Annotated in this window: 13 protein-coding genes; 8 read left to right on the top strand and 5 right to left on the bottom strand. The window is 53.8% G+C overall.

Features of this window, described 5'->3' with window-relative positions:
- Nucleotides 1-42: 42 nt before the first annotated feature.
- The 4 genes from DF283_RS01580 to DF283_RS01565 all read right to left on the bottom strand — a co-directional run bounded on the left by DF283_RS01580 (nt 43) and on the right by DF283_RS01565 (nt 8,647).
- Nucleotides 43-4,020: a tetratricopeptide repeat protein gene (locus DF283_RS01580; RefSeq protein ID WP_303672877.1), complete on the bottom strand. Its 3,978-nt coding sequence runs from the start codon at nt 4,018-4,020 to the stop codon at nt 43-45.
- 247 nt (nt 4,021-4,267) lie between these two features.
- Nucleotides 4,268-7,111, bottom strand: a complete 2,844-nt coding sequence (locus tag DF283_RS01575) for a glycosyltransferase (RefSeq protein ID WP_303673095.1) — start codon at nt 7,109-7,111, stop codon at nt 4,268-4,270.
- Between the two features lie 164 nt (nt 7,112-7,275).
- The gene (locus DF283_RS01570; protein WP_303672876.1) at nt 7,276-7,893 is read right to left on the bottom strand and encodes a hypothetical protein; all 618 of its coding nucleotides are present in this window, start codon (nt 7,891-7,893) and stop codon (nt 7,276-7,278) included.
- A gap of 118 nt (nt 7,894-8,011) precedes the next feature.
- A complete protein-coding gene (locus DF283_RS01565; protein ID WP_303672874.1) occupies nt 8,012-8,647 on the bottom strand; it encodes an SRPBCC family protein in 636 nt (211 codons plus the stop codon).
- 153 nt (nt 8,648-8,800) lie between these two features.
- Between DF283_RS01565 and DF283_RS01560 the strand changes: the two genes are divergently transcribed.
- The 8 genes from DF283_RS01560 (at nt 8,801) to rsfS (ending at nt 19,563) form a co-directional block, all read left to right on the top strand.
- Nucleotides 8,801-11,056 carry a lytic transglycosylase domain-containing protein gene (locus DF283_RS01560; protein ID WP_303672872.1) on the top strand — a complete coding sequence of 752 codons (2,256 nt, stop codon included), beginning with the start codon at nt 8,801-8,803 and terminating at the stop codon, nt 11,054-11,056.
- A gap of 89 nt (nt 11,057-11,145) precedes the next feature.
- The gene (locus tag DF283_RS01555) at nt 11,146-12,864 is read left to right on the top strand and encodes a glycoside hydrolase family 57 protein (protein ID WP_333782273.1); all 1,719 of its coding nucleotides are present in this window, start codon (nt 11,146-11,148) and stop codon (nt 12,862-12,864) included.
- Nucleotides 12,865-12,938: 74 nt separating this feature from the next.
- On the top strand, nt 12,939-15,080 hold the full coding sequence (locus DF283_RS01550) for an alpha-amylase/4-alpha-glucanotransferase domain-containing protein (RefSeq protein WP_303672870.1): 2,142 nt from the start codon (nt 12,939-12,941) through the stop codon (nt 15,078-15,080).
- A 26-nt stretch (nt 15,081-15,106) separates the two neighbouring features.
- Complete coding sequence (locus tag DF283_RS01545; protein ID WP_303672868.1) at nt 15,107-15,877, top strand: TIGR00266 family protein; 771 nt, start codon at nt 15,107-15,109, stop codon at nt 15,875-15,877.
- A gap of 300 nt (nt 15,878-16,177) precedes the next feature.
- Complete coding sequence (recA, locus tag DF283_RS01540; RefSeq protein WP_303672866.1) at nt 16,178-17,290, top strand: recombinase RecA; 1,113 nt, start codon at nt 16,178-16,180, stop codon at nt 17,288-17,290.
- A gap of 262 nt (nt 17,291-17,552) precedes the next feature.
- On the top strand, nt 17,553-18,383 hold the full coding sequence (locus DF283_RS01535; protein WP_303672864.1) for a TIGR00282 family metallophosphoesterase: 831 nt from the start codon (nt 17,553-17,555) through the stop codon (nt 18,381-18,383).
- 116 nt (nt 18,384-18,499) lie between these two features.
- The gene (yqeK, locus tag DF283_RS01530) at nt 18,500-19,126 is read left to right on the top strand and encodes a bis(5'-nucleosyl)-tetraphosphatase (symmetrical) YqeK (protein WP_303672862.1); all 627 of its coding nucleotides are present in this window, start codon (nt 18,500-18,502) and stop codon (nt 19,124-19,126) included.
- A 38-nt stretch (nt 19,127-19,164) separates the two neighbouring features.
- Nucleotides 19,165-19,563 (top strand): ribosome silencing factor, encoded by a 399-nt coding sequence (rsfS, locus tag DF283_RS01525; protein ID WP_303672860.1) that lies wholly within the window; start codon nt 19,165-19,167, stop codon nt 19,561-19,563.
- A 204-nt stretch (nt 19,564-19,767) separates the two neighbouring features.
- Here rsfS and DF283_RS01520 read toward each other — a convergent pair whose 3' ends face one another.
- Nucleotides 19,768-20,118, bottom strand: coding sequence for a 6-pyruvoyl trahydropterin synthase family protein (locus DF283_RS01520; RefSeq protein WP_303672858.1), 351 nt, complete (start codon nt 20,116-20,118; stop codon nt 19,768-19,770).
- Nucleotides 20,119-20,184: the final 66 nt, after the last annotated feature.

Below are 20,184 nucleotides of genomic sequence, written 5' to 3'. Positions count from 1 at the left end.
TGATCGAACGCTTACCAAGTACATAATTATTATATACTAAATTTATTTGGAAGACATCTTGGCCGGTTTGGTACCAATGATGGGCGAGAGCGCGTCGATGTGCGGTCGAACGATCAGGCCACCACCAAAGCGCCAGCGGTTAAACTGTCCGCCCGCGTCCAGATAATCCACATCGCCGTAAGCGGCCAGCCAGTCCGTAAAGTTCAAAATCACGTTGGCATCAAAGGCCGTGCTGAGAGAGGTACCGTTGCCCTCTTCCCGAATGCCATGGCCCAGACGGACGGTTTGCGCCCCGATGCTGCCACCGAATTTGTATTCCAGAAACTTGTTGAACAAACTACCCCGAAAATCCAGACGGCCTGCGTTCATAATAAACAGCTTGGGACTGTAATAACCGCCAAACACATAGTTTGAATTCGCCAGGGTCACCGGCCTCAGGTTGACCACCGGATCTGTGACGCCAGCGGCGGTTGTGTCAAAGAAGCCGTTGGTAGCATTTTTGCTGTAGCCAAAATAGAGGAACTCATAGCCCACGCGCACCTGATGCTTGGCCGCGTAATGCCAGGTATAGCCCAGCGAGGTGAAGGCCTGATTCTTGTAGTTGGTGGGGACTTTGGAACCATTCACCCAAGCCCAGGCATAGCCCAGATTCCAGTCCACATTTTGACTGAAAGGGTTGGTATTGAGTTCAGCGTAAATACTGTTTTCACGGGCCTGACCGATCAGATCACCCCGGAAGGCGCCCAGACCGGGTCTTAAACCAGTCAGGGTCAACAGGGAGGTGTACTGCGGCAAACGGCTCATGCCCACCTTGGCCCGGATGCTATCGGTAAAATCGTATTGGGCCTGGGCCTGAAAAGTCACGTTGGTGCTGTCACTCTGGCTAAAGCGGGTAAAGGCCACATCCCCATCCAAAGTGAAGCGATCCCAGTATTTAATGGTGCTGCCAAAGCCATACTCAAACCCGGCGGTACTATCCGGCGCAACCCCATTGGGTAGATAGAAGCGACCGGGCCGAAAGGCGGCCCGAACCCGAATTTGCGGGGTCAGGGACAGGCTTAACTGGCTGGGAAATCCCCAACTGGAAAGCCGGTTGGTGGTAGCGTTCCCACCCTGACGGGAGTATAAAAACCCGGAGCGGATCATGGGCCGCAAATCGTTGGCCAACCCGCGCTCCAGGTCATCCAGATCATCATTCCTGAAGCGACCCAATCCCGATAAGAGGGGGTTAGTGTCATAATCCAGCGCCGTGTAGGCACCATAAGCTCTGGTCATGCCACTGCGGCCAACCGCGTTGCCCGCAGTCTGACTGGCCGTGCCTTCCGAATTATCGGACCGATTGCCCACACCGGAAAAATCCGCCACATACGTGCCACTCATACCCGACTCATCGGGGGCCTGTAGACTCATCTGATCGGGAACGGCGTCCTGCGTACTCCGAATATTCTGGTTGAGCGTGTTCAACTGCCGACGGGCACTTTGCTGAAGCAATTTGAGGGTTTCCACCGCATCGCTAAAGGCGTCAATTTCCGAGCGCAAGGATTGCACCTCATCGGCGCTGGCATCGGCGATCAATACCCGCGACGCTTCTTGCTGGCCAATGGGCAAGCCAACCGGTCGAGACGGCGGTTTGGGCAGGCCCGCATTCCCATGCGGCAAACTGCCCTCCACGGAAGCGCACTGATCCACAACCCCTACCGGCTCAATCAGGAAGTCCGGCTTCAAATTGCGTTGAAAGGAATCACGCTCGATAGACGTATTGCCTACCAGCACGTAAGACGCCCCCGCGTCCAGAAGCGGCATAAAACCGGATTCCGGCGCTTTTACCGCATCCGAACCGGCCTGATTTTGATCCATCAGGGGCTTGATTTGCTGAATGATTTTCATGGCCTGATCGTAGCGGCCCATCATTTTTTCAGTCTGGGCCAGACCAATGGCCACATCCACGTCATCAGGATACTGCTGGCGCAAATCCTGAAAGAATTTTTTGGCTTCCAACTTGCGACCGCTCCACAAGATGACATATCCCTTGCCCACCAGAGCTTCCCGATGCTCCGGATTCCGGCTGAGAACCGATTCAAAGGCGTCCATGGCCTCACCCAGCTTATGCTCATAGGAGAGCAACTTGCCGTAAGCCGCCAGAATGTCCAAATCGGTCGTGTCTTCTTCGGTCATTTTTTTCAGTAAACGCAGGTTCTCGGCCCGATGCCGCTCACTGGAGAGCAGCAAACCCAGCCACTCCCGCTTGATGGTGCCATCGTCCGGGTAACGCTTGACCAGCTTGCTGTAGGTTTCTACCGATTCGGTGTAATAGTTCTTGTCATTGCGGTAAGCCCGGGCCACCGCCATCCAGATGGCCTTGTTCTGCGGGTACAGGTTCACAATTTCCTGATACACAGGGATCATGGCCGTGGTGGGTTTGTGCCACTTCAGCACTTCCTCAATCCGGCTTTCCCACGCTTCCGTGTTAGCAATATCGGTTTTGCCCAATTCCACGTACAAGCGCAAGGCTTCCGCCCGACGATCCGGTTGCCAGGACAAGAACTCGGCATAGGCGCTCTTGGTCGCCACGTCATCCGGGTTCTGGGCTATCAGGTTTTTAAACAAGTCTTCCACCACAGCGGGCTGGGATTTGTCCGTCTTGATGAAATCCAGAAATTCCTTTTGCACGCTGGCGCTGTTTTGCAAGGCCGGATGGCTTAATGCCTGCTGATAGCGCTTCAACGCCTCATCAAAGCGATTTTGCTCCGCGTATAGCCTGCCAATGCGTAAAGCGACTTCCGGGTCGTCTGGCGATTCGGCAGCGGCTTCGGTGTACAGTTTTTCCACCAGCTCAGGGGCAGGCATGGCGTCGGGGGACAAGTTCAGCGTGCGGAGGTACTCGGCGTACTCCAGTTTTTCACCGGCATTCAGGAGTCCCGCTTCATACAGGCGATGAAACCGATCAATGGCCTCCGGCACCCGAAACAGGCGGGTTAAGGCCCGGGCCTGACGCAACTGGGTGTCCTTGGTCCGCTGAACGGCAGCCGGTAAGGTTTGATCCCACTGAAAGGATTCGGCATACAGGCCCAAATCAAAGGCCAGGGACGATAAAGACTGAATGGTGTCCGCGTCGTTGGCCAAAGGGGTTTTGGCAATATCCCGGGTAATGGCCTCATACAGAGCTTGGGCCTTTTGTTTTTGACCACTGCCCAGCAAGGCCCGGGCCTGCTGAATGCTCAGGCTCGCGTTTTGCCGCCCGCCTTCACTCTGTAGCAGCGTGCTATAAATTTTCAGGGCTTCTTCGGCATGGCCGGTCAAAGACAGCATTTGCGCGTAATCGGCCATAAATTTTTTGTCATCACGATAAATCGTGGCAATGGGCGCCGCATAACGCAGGGCATCCATGGCGTTGCCCTGCCAGAACAAAGCCTGCGCCAGTTTTTTAGAAATACCGGCCTCTCGGGGGTTCAATTGCGAGGCCCGTTGCAGCAAGGTTACCGCCTCGGCCCGCATGGCCGGGTCCCAACTCCACATTTCACCCAGATTGGACAAGGCTTCCACCTGCTTGGGATTCAACTGTAGCACTTGCTGATAGGCGGCTTTGGCCTTGGTGAAATCGGCGGGTGTACCCTGCTTTTGGTAAGCACGGGCCAGCCATAAAAAGGCTTCTTCGCTTTGTGGATTTTGGCGGGTGGCTTGCTCAAACAACGGAATGGCCTTGGCCACAAAACCCCGGTTGTAGTTGGAAATCCCCTGCTTTAAAACGGAACTACCGCCGCCCGATGCTTTGGTGGCTGGCCGATTGGGCGTTTTGGCCAAGGCCAGCAACTGACCCTCCTGAGGGCTCTCATACAGCCGCTGATACCGGTGTGAATCTTCCAGAGCCAGGCCCTGAAACTCAATGGCTTCTTGCGAGGCGTCCTCCGGCAACGGATTTGAATCAGCCTGAGGATAACGCCACTGCATCGCCCCGGTACCGGTAATGGTCGCCGGTGTGATGGCCTGAGCGCTAACGCCAAGACCAATACTCAGAGCCAAGGTTATTCCAACCAATTCTTTTTTCATCTTACTCGTCTGTCCCGTTATTCCAGGGGAGGCTGTCCCCAGTTCGCTATGCGCTTTACCCGGTGTACTCACATCTAAGCGGTCAGGTCACTGAACACAAAAAGTAATGACACTCGAAACTACTGATCTGACTTACGTTACTGACTTACGCTTTTATACTTATCTCATCATTATACTTGTTTTTATTATTATTTAGCATTCCATCCACGGAAAGGCTGCTTTATTCCGCCATCAGGGTTTTAAAAGCCTTGCTTTCCGGCGGCTCGTGCAGGCGGGCGCTCAACAGATCCAGCGTTTTCATATCCAGTCCGTCAAAGTAAACCAGGGCCACATGGTTGCCATAGTAAACCGACACGTCAATGACTTCTCCCGGGTATTTTTCGGCCTGCTGACCATCCCAGGAGAGCTGAATCCAGACTTTTTGACGAATCTGCAAATCGGTGCGCGCTTTTAAATGCACAATCACGCCCAGCTCGCTGACCTCTTGGGTCATACCGGCCACCGGTGCGGAGCCATCCACCGGAATGAGGGTACAGTTCATAAACTTGCTGACCGAAGGCGCCACCCGAATCAAGCGCTCTTTGGGGCGATAAATTTGTCGGGCCAGATCCACCCGTTGCTCGTTGGTCAACTGGGAAAATTCCAGTCCCGCTTTCAACTGGCCACCGCCCACATCCTCAATCCGGCGGACCACGGCGGATAGCTCGCTGATATCTCCCGATTGCCACTGAATGCGGATACGGACAGGCTGTTCCACTTGCAGTTGCGGGCCTTTCTTTAAATAAACGGAAACACCCGATTCACTGATTTCATTGGAAAAACCCACCACAAACTGGTTGTTCACATTCAAAACACAGGACAGAGTGGCCTGAAAACGGGGCGCTCCCCGGCGCAAGGGGGCTTCCACCGCCGAACTCAGGCGGAATGGGGTCATCATTAATTGCCAGAAAGATTTGGAGGTGTGGGTGTACACGTAATCCTCGGCCCAAATCTCGGCGAAGCCAAACATGTGGCGCACCAGTTTTTGATGCTGCTCCTCGGTGCGGTTGACCACCTGAAAGCCAACGTAATGACGGTTGTTTTCATCCACAATGCTGCGCACCACCTGCACGGACAAAATGGTGGTCTCGTTGATATCCCAATCCATAATTTTGAGCAGCACGGTTCCAGAAAGGGGCACCGGCTCATCAAAGACCACCGCCACGCCACTTTCACTGATGTTGGTGGTATACCCCACGGCGATGGAGTTATCCAGCAATTTCAGCTCACACCGAATGCGGCGAAAAATACGCGGGGTGATGCGAAACTGGGGACGCTCCTGAGCCACGTAAATAGCGCCCAGCAACAGCACCAGATTATACAGGGCCCAAACCAGGTTGGTGTAAATCCCCCCGGCATACTCCGGTGTCTGGATGCCCCGAATGATGGCCATACCAATGCCCACCACGGTCAGGGCGGCAATCATGACCTGCGGGAATACAATACGCCAGTTGAAATTCAGTTTTTCGGTCAGCCCCCCCTTGGGTGTCACCCGAAACTTGGCCCGGGTAGGCGAGAGAAAGGTGAGGAAGGTGGTCAGGCTGAGGTAAATACAAAAACAGGTTTCATACACCTCCGACCAAAAACTGTGCCGCACCCCCCGGGAAACGATGGTATACCCCAGGGTGGTGGCCAAAAAGCTGGGCACATAGTAAATCAGGACTTCCACAAAACCGGAGTTGACGGTTTTGTAGCCAAACAGCAGAAAGAAGAGCGGCGCCACCATAAAGATGAGACGGGGCAGCCCGTGGAAAAAGTACCAAATGCCCGTAAAGTAACACAGTCGCTGGGCCAGACTGAGGCCCCGGGCGAACAGCGGGTTCTCCAGACAGTAGATCTGGGTCATGCCCCGGGCCCACCGCAACCGCTGCTTAATGACATCGGCAAAGCTATCCTGGGCCATGCCCGCGGCCAAATCCCGGTTGTAGTACAGGGACTTCCAACCCTGCCCATGAATGCGCATACCGGTATGCACATCTTCGGTAATGGTTTCTACAGCGAACCCGCCCACGCTTTGCAGGGCGGCCCGACGGAACAAGGCCCCGCTTCCGGCGAAAAAGGCAGCGCCCCAGTAATCGTTGCCCGGCTGAATGACGTGGAAAAACAAATCCTGCTCGTTGTTAATTTCCTTAGCCGCCAGTAGATTGCGCTGGAACGGGTCATCGGTGAAAAAGTGCTGGGGCGTTTGTACAAAGCCCATCCGCTCATCCAGAAAGAATCCCACCGTCTCATTCAAAAAGTTTTTACAGGGCACGTGATCCGCGTCAAACACCAGTACCAGCTCCCCGGCACTGTAGCGCATGGCGTTGTTTAAATTACCGGCCTTGGCATGAGTATTTTCTGCCCGGCTGATGTAGGTGACTTTCAGCTTCTCGGCCAGCTCTTTCATTTCCGGTCGGTTGCCGTCATCGCACAAATAAACTGTCTTCTTGGGATAATCAATGGCCTGACACCCCACCAGAGAACGATACAAAACGCTGACCGGTTCCCCGTAGGTACACACCATAATATCCACGCTGGGTAATTGCTCCGGGGTAAACCGGCTGATGCTGATGGCCTGATGATCGGTTTGTCCCCACACCTGAAAATAACCGATGACCATGGCAAAAAAGGCGGTCAACTCCGCCCCGTAGATCAGGACGGAAATAAAAACGGAAAGCGGAGAGCTGAAATCCAGTGTTTCAATGCCCCGCCACAACAGATGGCGAACACTGGTAAGAACCGTCAGCAACATAATCCAGCGCCGTGCCGCCGGGAAAAAGATAGAGGAGACCACAATGCCCACCACCAGCAAGCAAGACCAAAGCACTTGCAGCATCAAGGGCAGGAAAAGGGATTTTTCCGGGAACAGCGGGCGAGACAGAACACCGGAGTAGGTGGAGGCGTAATCGGCAATGGAAGCGCCAGAAGAAAAGGCCGCTGAGGCTGAATCCTGGGTAGGAATTTGCCAGAACACAAAGAGTACGGCACAAACGCCTACCGCCAAGACAATCAGAGCCAACAATTTTTTAAAAGCGCCATTCATCAAGACAGGTTTCCTACAACTTCTTCCACCACTCACTAACTCGGTACAATCCGGCCAGCCTAGAGTTATCATCCCTGTGTCGCCAGAATGAGACACCCTCCAAACGGAGGAGATGTAAAGCCGGTCTTTTTTAAAAAAAGAGGGTGGGCAGCCTGCCTTAAAAATTACACCCAGTGCCGGACATTGGCCGTCACCCAGATGATGTAGGGTGTCCGCCCCAGCAAGACATTCCAGGACAACCAGAGAGCCACCAGGCCAAAAATACCCAGAAAGGCCAGTGGCAACATTGTCAGCCCACTGCCTAAACCAATCACCAAAACGGTTAACCCGCACAACCTGAATACAGACAATAGCAATTGCAAGCCCGAGAAAATCAGAAAATAGGCCAACAGCACAAAAGCGTTCAAAATCAGGCCGGTTAAAATGTGAAAGCGGATAAAGTAGGGGGCCTCTCGTCCGGAACGCCCCACCAGCAGCCAATAAGCACCAGCCATGAGCAAAACCAGGAACATCTTCCATTGAAAGGCCAGTAAAAAGACAACCAGCAGGATGATGAGCAGCAGGCGATTTTGCTGCAAGTAAGACTGATACCGCCCCCCCTGCCGCACAAAAAACTGATACAACACCCCCAGCAGGATGATGAGCATGAAGCCGTTACCGGAAAATCCCATTTCCAGGGTGATCATGTACCCCACAAAAAACAGGAAAAGCACGGCAAACAGCTTAAGGCTCCAATCGCTGGACTTACCGCCGGGAAATTTTAGAACATTGGATGATCTCATACTGATCAGCCTACCTGAAAGCCCCTGATACAAACAAGCTGTTAAACATCAAATCCATCAGACATCCGAGATTGAGCCCCATAAACAACACCTTGGCAGCATGCCCCGCATCGCCCACTTAAGGAAGATTTTTATTGATGGATGTTTTGGCGTTATTCATAAAATTTGGCAGATCGGACTTCACGGCGGTCAGCAATAAGCTGCGGGGCACTAACGGGCCGGGATCCAGTTTCAATGTGTAGCTCAAAATGGTTTTGGTGCCATTGTCTGCCGGGATGAGCCGCCAGGCCCCCTGAATGTCCTTAAAACTGCCGCTGACCCGATGAAAATTAATCAGATACGGCGGCGATAACTCTTGCAGCAAAATGTAGTTAAAGGCCGGAAACAAACTGGTCATGATGACACTAAAAGAGACGTTCTGTTTGTTGGCGGATCGAGACAGCACTTTAACCTGTTTTACCTTCCGCTCAGACTCCAGAAGGGTTTCAGGATCACTGACCACCGTCCAGACTTTTTCCGGCGGTTTGGGAATCAGTATTCTCGCCTCCACCGAAGGCACCGTGTTGGGAGCCGTATATTGCTTGACCACCACCTTGCCCTGTTTCAGGGTTTGCCATTCCACGGAATCCGCAAAGACCGGCGTACTGAAAAGAGCAAGCCAAAAAGCAGTCAGGCTCAGACCCGCAAACAGGCAAGCAACAAACTGTGGCCGGAGAGATTGCCAGGACAGCGACCTCAAAAATGGAATCAACACTGTGACAATCCTCCAAAAGTTTCAGGAAAAGCGCTTTCCGTAATAATATATTATATAACAAGCCCCAAGGCTGACCTTTCAGGACGCTATAACGTATGAGGCCCAGGGTTCCCCATCTATGGACTACCAGAAGCGCTTAGAGTTTCATCCCTTATGTTATCCCCAAGTCAGTGCATTCGCTTATCCATGAGCAAATTAAAACCACCCACAGCCATAAACCAGAAAACAGACACAGCCAACAGGCGGAGCCTGTATTCCTTTGCCTTTGCCGGGCTGGGGGTTATCACGGTGCTGTTGGCCTATATCTGGTTCACCCGGCAAGCCGACTGGCTACCGGAACCCATGCGCGAGGTGTTACTGCCACTAAGCGGGGAACAGAAGATTTTTGTGGCCACCGTGGATGTGGATCGGGAAACCGCCCGCTCTCTGTACCGGGACGCCCTAAAAAACCTGCAGGAAAGCAATTATGAAGCGGCGCTCTCTCAATTCAAGCGAATAGAACCAGTTTATCCAGGACTTCAGGACTTTTTATGGCTACATGAGGCGGAAGCCTACGCAGGACAAGGCAACGAATGGGCCGTGCAAAAAAAGCTGAACAGCCTGCTGAAAAGCCATGCCCACAGTCCCCTGATGGCGACGGCCATCTATCGCATTGGGCAATCCCAGTTTCGGGGGAGCGAATGGGACGCAGCCGAAAAGACGTTTAAGAGCGTCCGAACGGATTACCCCAACACCGACTACGCCATTGGCAGCCTGTATTATCTGGGCGCGTTGAAAAACAAATCGGAGACAACCAGGACAGAGGCCGCCGAGCTGCTGAAGAGCTACCTAAAGAAATGCCCGGACTGCAAATTCAGTGGAGAGGCGGCTGATTTGCTGGAGAAAATACTGCCCAAGCCCACCCCAGAGGAGCATACGCTGATCGGCATAGCCGCTGCCAACCGATCCGAGGAACTTAAAAAAGCGCTAACCCACCTCACGCAGGGAGAGCGGCAAAGTACCTGGCTGGCACTTGGAAAAACCCAGTTGCAAGCCGGACAAACCCAGGCGGGGATGCAAACCCTGATTGATGGCCTGTCATTCGCCAAGACCACCGATGAAACCCGGGCGGCCATCGACGCCCTACTGGCCCACACAAGTGGTGCCAGCCAGCAAATGGCCTTGCTCAAAACCATTCAGTCCAAATTACCCAGCGTCGGGGGCGATTACGTCCTGTGGAAGCTGGCCCAACTGGATGAAGCCCAAGCGCCTGCGCTGTACCGGCAAATTGTCAGCCAGTACTCGCAGGGGGATTACGCCCCGGAAAGCGGCTGGCAACTGCTGTGGCCCTTGTTATCCTCCGGGCAACAGGCCCGGTTCATTGAGGAGGGGCAAAAGTATCTGGCCCAGTACCCCTACAGTAAAGCCGCCCCCAAAGTGCTTTTCTGGGTGGGCAAGTTGCTGGAAAAAAGCCAGCCCAATGAGGCCACCCGGGCCTATCAACGCCTGACCGAGCTATATCCGGCCAACTATTACGCCTTCCGGGCCTCAGGACGCCTGCGGGTTCTCACCCAGAACCGCCCCGATCCGGGCTGGCCCACCCTGAGCAATCGAAGCGACTACCCCCCCACCAATACCGATTTAAACAGTCTGGACATCCTGCCCAAGCCCGATGCCTTTGGAGCCGGACAAACCGGCTGGTACCTTCGCAACGCCGCCAAGGAACTGCAACGCATTGGGGCCACCGAAGACCTGAAACTGCTGGCCACCGAAACCATGGGCACCGTGCCAGCCAGCATCGAGAGCTGGGCAGCCCAGGTCTCCGGCGACCGGGCCAAGGGGCTTCGGGCCATTCGGGATGGCCTGGATCAGCAGGTCAAGGACTCCTTCATCAATAGTGGACGCACCGCCATTCAACCCGCAGGCACCCGGGATGAACTGAAGCTGCTTTACCCGGTCTATTTTGCTGAATTCATCCGACAAGCGGGCAGTAAAAACCGGCTGGACCCTTTCCTGATTCAATCGCTGATGCGGGAAGAGAGCTACTTCAACGAATTTGCCATTAGCACCTCCAACGCCCGGGGCCTGATGCAGCTATTGCCCTCCACGGCCAGAGAAGTGGCTGGCTGGGAAGGCTTAGGGGGCTTTCAAACCCCTGATTTATTTACCCCGGCCATCAACATTCAGTTAGGCTCACGCTATTTAGCACACCTGCACGAGCTGTTTAGCGGAAACTCCATGCCCGCCGTGGGCGCCTACAATGGCGGCCCCAACGCCATGAAACGCTGGGTACAGGCTAGTAACGGCTTTAACAGCGATCCGGATATGTTCGTGGAAAAAATCCCCTACGATCAAAGCCGGGATTACATCAAAAAAGTATTTACCAGCTACTGGAACTACAGCCGCCTTTACAGCCAGCCCGCCATTTAGAAACCCACCCCATCCAGCTCAGCCATAACCTCAACTTTGCAAAGCATGCCTGTATCGTGTAAGATGGGCGGCAATGTTGGTGTGGATGGATGATTATGAAACATTACGGTTCTTTCGTTCTAATGCTACACAGCCACCTGCCGTTTTATCGGAAAGCCGGGATGTGGCCTTTTGGGGAAGAAAACCTTTATGACTGCATGTTGGAAACTTATATTCCCCTGCTCAACGCGCTGAACGAACTACGGGAAGAGGGCATTAAAGCCGGAATTACCGTGGGCTTAACCCCCATTCTCACCGAACAGTTGGCCGACGAGCATCTGCAAGAAGGCTTCATCAAGTTTGTCAAAGGCCGCATTGCGGTGATTGATGAAGATGTGGAGCGCTATCCCGATCCCAAGGTGCCCCATTCCGAGCATCTCAGCTTTTTGGCAGGCTACTACCAACAGTATTATTCCAAAATTCTGGAAGACTTTACCGTCAAGTACCAGAAAAATCTGGTCAACGCGTTTAAAGAACTGCAAGACGCGGACTGCATTGAAATCACCACCTCCGGGGCCACCCACGGCTTTTTACCCCTCCTGGGCACCGATGAGAGCATTCAGGCCCAAATCAAGGTGGGCGTGGAATCCTACAAACGCCACTTCGGCAGAGCGCCTAAAGGCATCTGGCTGCCCGAATGCGCCTACCGGCCTGCCCAAGAGCATGTCGATCCGGAAACCGGAAAGCCCACCTTGCGCCCGGCCATTGAAGCCTTCCTGTTCGAGCATGGCATCAAGCACTTCTTTACCGAATACCATGCCATTGAAGGCAGCGTCAGCAGCGAAATTCGCCGGGATTTTGGCGTGTACCGGGATATTCAGTACATTCCGCTGCCCAACCGTGGCCAAACTGGGTTGACCACGCACGAAGCCTACTGGCTGAAAGATTATCCCGTAGCGGTGATTGGCCGCAACAACCGGGCCAGCTTTCAGGTGTGGTCGGCGGCCCACGGCTACCCAGGCGACGGATTGTACCGGGAGTTCCACCGCAAGGATGCTAATTCCGGCATGAAATACTGGCGCTTAACCAGTAAAGACGCCGAATTAGGCGACAAAATGCTGTATGACCCCGTTTTGGCTCAAAACCAAACCAAAATGCACGCCGATCACTTTGTATCGCTGGTGTACGACATTTTGAAAGAGCAGTACCACAAAACCGGCGAGCCCAAGCTGGTTATGGTGTCCTTTGATACCGAATTGTATGGTCACTGGTGGTTTGAAGGCGTCACCTGGCTGAAGCACGTCATTAAAATGCTGCATGCCTGCGAAGGCGTGGATGTGGAAACCTCCAGCCAGTACCTGGAGCATTATCCGCCGCAACAAGCCATTGAATTGCCGGAAAGCACATGGGGTCAGGGTGGTCACTATTGGGTGTGGAACAACCAGCACACCGCCTGGATGTGGCCCACCATTCACCAGTGCGAAGTCCGCCTGCGCAAGCTGGTTCAGAAGCACGCCAATGAAACGGACGCACTCAAAATCGAAGTGCTTAATCAGGCCTTAAGAGAGCTTTTACTGCTGGAAAGCAGCGACTGGCCCTTCCTGGTAACCACATTCCAGGCCAAAGACTACGCCGTGGAGCGCTTTGAAAAGCACGTGGCCTTTTTCAACCAGCTGTGCGAGATGATTGAAAAGGATCAAATCAACGAAGAGCAACTGGCCGCCAGCAAGGAAGTGGATAACCCCTTCCCCGATCTGGATTTCCGTTGGTTTGAAACCACCAACCTGCCCGCTCCCACATCCTATCCTGCTGAATTACAGACGGTGTAGTCTCAGGAACATACCCGTTTCTGGCACACTGTTTCTCAACGGGGAACGACGCTTCAACCGGAGGGGAATTGGTAATGGGCAATTCAATCAACCTGATTTTAGGCGTTCATAACCACCAACCAGTGGACAACTGGGATCATGTGGTGGAAGAAGCCTTTCGCAAATGCTATCAACCTTTTCTGGACGTGTTGGAGGCTTATCCCAATGTGGGCATGAGCATTCACTACACCGGGTACTTGCTGGACTGGCTGTTTGATCGGCACCCCGGCCTCATCGATCAACTGCGATGCCTGATCCAGCGGGGACAGGTGGAAATGATCGGCGGAGCCTATTACGAACCGGTGCTGGCCATCATTCCAGACCGGGACAAACAGGGCCAAATCGAGAAACTGACCGACCGGGTCGAGGCCCTGACCGGGCAACGGCCTGACGGACTCTGGCTGGCAGAGCGAGTATGGGAACCGCACCTGGTTCAGCCCATTGCCCAAGCCGGTATTCGCTACCTGTTTCTGGATGATAGCCACTTCAAGGCGGCAGGGCTGGAAGAACAGGCCCTTTACGGGCGTTACACCAGCGAAGAGCAGGGCAAGACCGTGGATATTTTCCCGGTGGACAAAACCCTGCGCTACCAGATTCCTTACGCCTCCCCCCAAGCCATCATTGATTATCTGGGCAGCGTGGCCAGTGCAGATGGGCAAAAGGCGGCCATTTACTTTGATGACGGCGAAAAATTCGGGGTCTGGCCCGGCTCTCATCGGCTGGTTTTTAAGGAAAAATGGCTGGATCGATTTTTTAAGGCGCTCAGCGCCAATCAGGACTGGATCAAACCCATTACCCCTTCGCAGTATGTAGCCCAAACCCCACCCTTGGGGCGCGTTTACCTGCCTACGGCCAGCTACAGTGAAATGATGGAGTGGGCCTTGCCCGCCAAACAGTGGAACGCTTACCAGCAGGCATTGAAGTCCGCTCCTCCGGAGCAACAGCGCTTTTTTCAGGCCGGATTCTGGCGGAATTTTCTGGTGAAATACCCGGAGGCCAATAATATCCACAAAAAAATGCTATATGTCAGCGAAAAAATCCATCGTCTAGCGCAGGAAAAGGGCATTCACCATCAGGAAGCGCTGGATGAGCTTTGGAAAGGGCAATCCAACGATATTTTCTGGCACGGGGTTTTTGGGGGCCTGTACCTCACCAACCTGCGCACGGCCAACTATCAGCATTTAATCAAGGCGGAAAACATTGTAGACACCGCTCAACACGGCCCCCGCTTTACCCACATCGAAACACGAGACCTGAATTGCGACGGCCAACCGGAAATTTTGATAGAAAGCACCGCCCAAAATCTGTATTTACACCCGCACGAAGGGGGCAGCCTGTTTGAACTGGACTATCGGCTCAAGAACTTTAACCTGTTGGACACCTTGGCCAGGCGCTATGAACCCTACCACGACCAACTGAAGGAGAACGCCAGCGGCTCCGGGAGCCGGTTGGAGCAACATCTCCATTACGATTGGCACCGTCGGGTCAGCTTGCTGGATCACTTCTGGGGGGAAGGCACGACCCTGGATTCGGTGGCGCAATCCACTTACCCGGAGCAGGGGGATTTTGTCACGGGCCGCTACCAAAGCCATATTGACGGACACACCGTCACCCTCAGCCGGGAAGGTACGGTCTGGATTCACGATCAACCCACCGCCATCCGGGTGGAGAAACAATTGATCGTATCGGACCCCACTCAGGCCCAGACGGTCATTCGCTACACCCTGACCAATCAATCGCCACAGCAGGCAGCCCTGTGGTTTGCCGTGGAGTTTAACGTGAACCTGCTGGCTGGCGATGCCCCCGATCGCTACTACTACCTGCCGCAATCCTCTCCCAAGCCCGCTCAAGGCATCACCCAGGCCAGCAAAGTAGCCGTTCTGGAAACGGTTGACCACAAAACAAAACTGCGCAGCAAGAAACTGATTGCCAAGGAAGCCCTCAAGGAAGTGTACGGCATCGGCCTGCGGGATGAATGGCTGGATGTCGATTACCATTTAATCTGGAACCGGCTGGGTAGCGTGTGGCGCTTCCCCATCGAAACCGTGTCCCAGTCGGAAACGGGTTTTGAAAAGGTCTATCAGTCCAGCGCCATTTTCCCCAACTGGAAATTCAGCCTGCAGCCCGGCGAAAACTGGCAAATAGAAATCACCCAAGGCATTACCAGTCATCATTAGCAGCATCCCCAGGAGCGTTTATCCCCATGCAACATCAAATCATCGGAGACGACATTCAGGCAGTGGCCCTCTCACTGGCCCCGGGCGAAACAGTACGGGCCGAAGCGGGCGCCATGCTGTACATGAGCGACAGCATTGAGATGAACACCCAAGTTGGCACCAACAAGGAGGGCGGCATGGTGGGCGCCCTGATGTCGGGCCTGAAACGGGCGGTTTCCGGGGACAGTTTTTTCATCACCACCTTCACCGCACAGGGACAGGCCGGGCAAGTGGCCTTTGCCGCGCCTTATCCAGGTAAAATCATGCCAATCCATTTGGCGGAAACTGGCACCCTGCTCTGCCAGCGGGATTCCTACCTTTGCTCGGACACGGAAGTGGATGTGAGCATTGCCTTTACCCGCAAGCTGGGCGCTGGCTTTTTTGGGGGCGAAGGCTTTATTTTGCAGAAGCTAAGCGGACGAGGGCAGGCCTATATTCACTCGGGGGGCGGAATCATTCCGTTTGAGCTAGCCGCCGGGCAAAGCCTGCGGGTGGATACCGGGTGTCTGGTGGCCATGACCGAGAATGTTTCCTATGACATTCAACTAGCCAAAGGCGTGAAAAATATGCTGTTTGGGGGTGAAGGGCTGTTTTTTGCCCATCTAAAAGGCCCGGGCAAGGTGTGGTTGCAAGTTCTGCCCTTCAGCCGACTGGCCAACCGCATCTTATCAGCTGCTGTGACGGGTAACAGCGAGCAAAGCAAAGGCCTGGGCGGTCTGGGAGGCAATCTCCTGGGTGGGCTCATCAGCGGCGAGTAACGCCCGCCTCCCAAAAGTCTGTAGTTATGGAATCGCAGCCTTTTGGCCCCTTATCGCCAATTTATCGAAAATAATTTCCATAGAACAAAGTTTCGAGGTATACTATTTTTGTGCAAAAAACGAAATAGCCGTGTGTAACGTTTGCCTGCAATGGCATAGGCAGCAAGACCGCAATTTCGTACCATGATGTTCTGCGAGAGAGTGTTCCGTTGAGAGCAGGCGAAGCACAGACAGGGCAGTCCAAAGCCCGCCCCAGCATTTGATTTATCGATTCCCAACCCGATTGAAAAGGAAACCCGTATGGCCGTTAAAGACAAAGAATCCGCCAAAACCAGCGCCAATCTGGAAGATGCTTCCCTTGAGGAACGCCGGAAGGTCCTGAGCTACACCCTGGACAAGATCGAGAAAGATTTTGGCAAAGGGGCCATCATGAAACTGGGTGACCGTCAGGTGGTGGGGCTCGATGCCATTCCCACCGGAGCCTTGGCGTTAGACTTGAACCTGGGCGTTGGCGGATTACCCCGGGGCCGTGTGGTAGAGATTTACGGCCCGGAATCCAGTGGGAAAACCACCTTGACCTTGAGCGTCATTGCCGAAGCACAGAGAAACGGGGGTATTGCCGCTTTCGTGGATGCCGAGCATGCCCTGGATCCCGAATACGCCGCTAAAATCGGGGTAAAAATCGATGAACTGCTGGTGAGCCAACCCGACACCGGGGAACAGGCCCTTGAAATCACCGAACAACTGGTGCGCTCCGGCGCGGTGGACATTGTAGTCATTGACTCCGTGGCCGCTCTGGTACCCAAGGCGGAAATCGAAGGCGAAATGGGCGATTCCCACGTGGGTTTGCAGGCCCGTTTAATGTCTCAAGCCCTGCGGAAACTGACTGCCATCGTGGGAAAAACCCGCACCACGGTGGTCTTTATTAACCAGTTGCGCCAAAAAATCGGGGTTATGTACGGCAACCCGGAAACCACCACCGGGGGGAACGCCCTCAAATTCTACGCCAGTGTGCGTTTAGACATTCGCCGGGTAGAAACCCTGAAAAAAGACGGGGAAGAATACGGCAACCGGGTCAAGGTTCGGGTGGTCAAAAACAAAGTGGCTCCGCCGTTCCGGGTGTGCGAATTTGACATTCTGTTCGGCCAGGGCATTTCCTCGGAAGGCTGCGTGCTGGATGTGGCCACCGATATGGACATCGTCAAAAAGGCCGGTACCTGGTACAGCTACAACGATGAAAAAATCGGGCAAGGCCGTGAAAAGGCCCGTGACTTCCTGAAAGACAACCCGGAAGTGATGAAAAAAATTGACGGGGAAGTGCGGGCTAAAATCGCCGCACTGCGCACGGCCGCACTGGCCAATCAAGCTGGCGGCGTCGCCACAGCTGCCAGTGTGGACGCCGGAGACAACTAACGCTGACTTCCCGGTTCCATAAAACTGTTGCTCTACTATCACCACACGCTATCCTGTCTCCCTATCCGCAGTCTGCCCCCAAGGCAGACTGCCTTTTTAAGCACTTCTTTTCACCGGAAAAACACCCGCTTCAAGTAAGCCGGAGGCATGTCCCAAGCGGCTCACTTGTGACCCCCGCTCACTTGGGTTAAGATTAAAATTATTTTTTCACAAGTTTAATTCCCTCTGCCCCACAGCCCCTTTTTAAGGCCCTCAAAGCGTTATGGATTCCAAAACACATATTGAACTCCTGTTTTTCGGCGATCTCGTCGGGAAACCAGGCCGAACTGCCGTCAAAGCCTACTTGGACAGCCTGAGCGAACGCCCGGACGTGGTGATCGCCAATGGCGAAAACATCTCCCACGGCTTCGGCATGATTCGCAAACACTACGATGAAATGCGCGAGGCGGGCGTAGACATTTTTACCAGCGGCAACCACATTTGGGATCAAAAAGAGGTTTTTAACTTCATTGATGAAGTCAATCTGCTGCGGCCTTACAACTTCCCGGCGGCTTCTCCCGGACGTGGGGCCCGGATTTTTGAAGTGGCGGGCTGCGAAGTGGGCGTCATCAACCTGATTGGTCAGGTGTTTATGGGCAACTACAACTCCCCTTGGGAGCAGTTTGAAGAGCTGGTGTACGACATGCTGGCCGTCACCCCCATCATCTTCCTGGATTTCCACGCCGAAGCCACCGCCGAAAAAATCGCCATGGCCTGGCACGCCTCCTCACTGGGCGTTAGCGCCATGACCGGAACCCATACCCACGTGCAAACCGCCGATTCCAAAATCCTGAACAACCGCATGGGTTACATTACAGACACCGGCTTTAACGGCTCCTACAACAGCGTGATTGGGATGGAGGCCAGCGGCTCTCTGCAACGGCTAAAGTCCCATTTACCCACTCGCCTGGACGTAGGCCCGGACGACATCCTGCAAGTAAACGCCGTGAAATTTACGATTGAAGTGAAAACCGGGGTTTGCCGGAAGGTAGAACGGATTAACGAAGTGTTCTCCCATAACGGGGAGCCCTTGCAACCGTTCGCCACCCGATAGATGAGAGGGCTCAATGACCTGCGCAGACCGGATTTAACCATCTGGAGGATGGCGCTTCTTTGATGGAACAGTTATAATACAAAAGTGAAAGTGTCTAACCCTATAAAAGGATGCCCTTGATTCAAACTTCTACCGTGCTTGATTTGGAACAGGCCAAGGCTTGGTTAAGTCAGCAGTTGACCGCTGAGCGCTTTGAGCATTCTTTAGGCGCCATGGATAAGGCAGCTGAGCTGGCCGAGAAGTTTAATCTTCCCTCCCTTGAGAAGGATCAGGCCATCCTGGCAGGTCTGTTGCACGATGCCGCCAAACTGATGCCGGCCAGCGAACTGCTCGCCTACTGCCAACAGCATCAGATCCCGCTGGACGAGATGGATCGCAAGACCCCGCAAACCTTACACCCCTTTGTGGGTGCCGAAATGGTGCGTGAGGCCCTGGATTTACAGGAGCCGGAAATTTTAGACGCCATACGATTCCATACCACCGGTCGGGCTGGCATGAGCCGGGTGGAGAAAATCGTTTATATTGCCGATAAAATCGAGGGGAACACCCGCAATCCCCTGTACGTCCAGAAAGTGACATCCTCGCTGGACTTCAGAAACCCCTATAGCCTGGACTTCACCATGTTATATATCCTGGATTCCACCATCCAGTTTCTCATTGAGAAGCATCAGGCCATTCATCCCCGAACCATCGAGGCCCGCAATGACTTTGTGTTAAAGTTACGTGCGGAAAAGCAATTATGAGTTAGTAACCTGTTTAGCAACGCATAGGAGAAATGCTTTTGACCCAGACTCCACAAAACACCATGAGCGCTTTTGAATTGGCCGTGCTGGCCGCAAATCTGGCGGAAGCCAAGAAGGCATCGGAAACGCTGGTACTGGATACGGGAAAAGTTTCTTATCTGGCAGACTATTTTGTAATTTGCACAGGCGACAGCCCCGCGCAAATTCGCACCATCGCCGATGAAATAGACAAAGCATTTCGAAAACACGGACAGGTACGCATCGGATCGGAACTGGATAAAACCTATCGCTGGTGCTTACTCGACTACGGTGATGTGGTCATTCACGTCATGCACCGCAACGAGCGGGAATTTTACCAGCTGGAAAATTTCTGGAGCCACGCCAACGTGGTGGCCCCGGAAAAATGGCTGAACAGAAGCCTGCCGGAAGCCTCCTAGAGCCTAACGCTCCGGCCCTGAGTCAACCCAGAACCTGCAGGGCTGCTGCCCGCCGGATTTGACATCCAGTCTGGACTGATTCGCGCATCGAAACTACTGCTTTTTAAACTGGACGCACTCCAACAGCGCCCTGAAAGCGCCCTTTAAATCAAAGTCAGAATGGCGCTCATCGACCCAAAGATGGCTCTGGTCCCGGAAAGGGCTCTACTCAAAATAGCAGGCGGACTGGGTGGGGGTTTCAAATACAACGGCCTTGGTGATCTCAGGCACGTTTTTCTGGATGCGCTGGTACACGTAACGGGCGATATATTCCGCGCTGGGACTTTCCCCGTTGAATACCACATTCAAATCCTGATGATCCAGATCATCGACAATCTGGTTCAGCTCGGCCTTGAGTACCGTGAAATCAAAGGCCACGTTGGCTTTGTCCAGGGTATCCTTGCGGGCAAACACCTGAACCACGTAGTTATGCCCGTGAGGATTTTCGCATTTGCCCCGATAATTGAGCAAATGGTGCGCAGCGGCAAAGTGTTTTTCAACCATGACTTCAAACATATAAGTGATTTATCACGTACATTGGAAGCACGCAAGCAAGAATTCCGGCAAGACTACCCGAATGGC

The organism is Vampirovibrio chlorellavorus (assembly GCF_003149375.1).
Lineage (GTDB): Bacteria > Cyanobacteriota > Vampirovibrionia > Vampirovibrionales > Vampirovibrionaceae > Vampirovibrio > Vampirovibrio chlorellavorus_B.
This window is presented reverse-complemented; position numbering and strand designations above follow the sequence as displayed.

Excerpts from the sequence above, each read along its gene's own strand:
- DF283_RS01575 (WP_303673095.1), bottom strand. The coding sequence starts at position 7,111 with ATGAATGGCGCTTTTAAAAAATTGTTGGCTCTGATTGTCTTGGCGGTA.
- DF283_RS01570 (WP_303672876.1), bottom strand. The coding sequence starts at position 7,893 with ATGAGATCATCCAATGTTCTAAAATTTCCCGGCGGTAAGTCCAGCGAT.
- DF283_RS01560 (WP_303672872.1), top strand. The coding sequence starts at position 8,801 with ATGTTATCCCCAAGTCAGTGCATTCGCTTATCCATGAGCAAATTAAAA.
- DF283_RS01555 (WP_333782273.1), top strand. The coding sequence starts at position 11,146 with ATGATTATGAAACATTACGGTTCTTTCGTTCTAATGCTACACAGCCAC.
- DF283_RS01550 (WP_303672870.1), top strand. The coding sequence starts at position 12,939 with ATGGGCAATTCAATCAACCTGATTTTAGGCGTTCATAACCACCAACCA.
- DF283_RS01545 (WP_303672868.1), top strand. The coding sequence starts at position 15,107 with ATGCAACATCAAATCATCGGAGACGACATTCAGGCAGTGGCCCTCTCA.
- recA (WP_303672866.1), top strand. The coding sequence starts at position 16,178 with ATGGCCGTTAAAGACAAAGAATCCGCCAAAACCAGCGCCAATCTGGAA.
- DF283_RS01535 (WP_303672864.1), top strand. The coding sequence starts at position 17,553 with ATGGATTCCAAAACACATATTGAACTCCTGTTTTTCGGCGATCTCGTC.
- DF283_RS01520 (WP_303672858.1), bottom strand. The coding sequence starts at position 20,118 with ATGTTTGAAGTCATGGTTGAAAAACACTTTGCCGCTGCGCACCATTTG.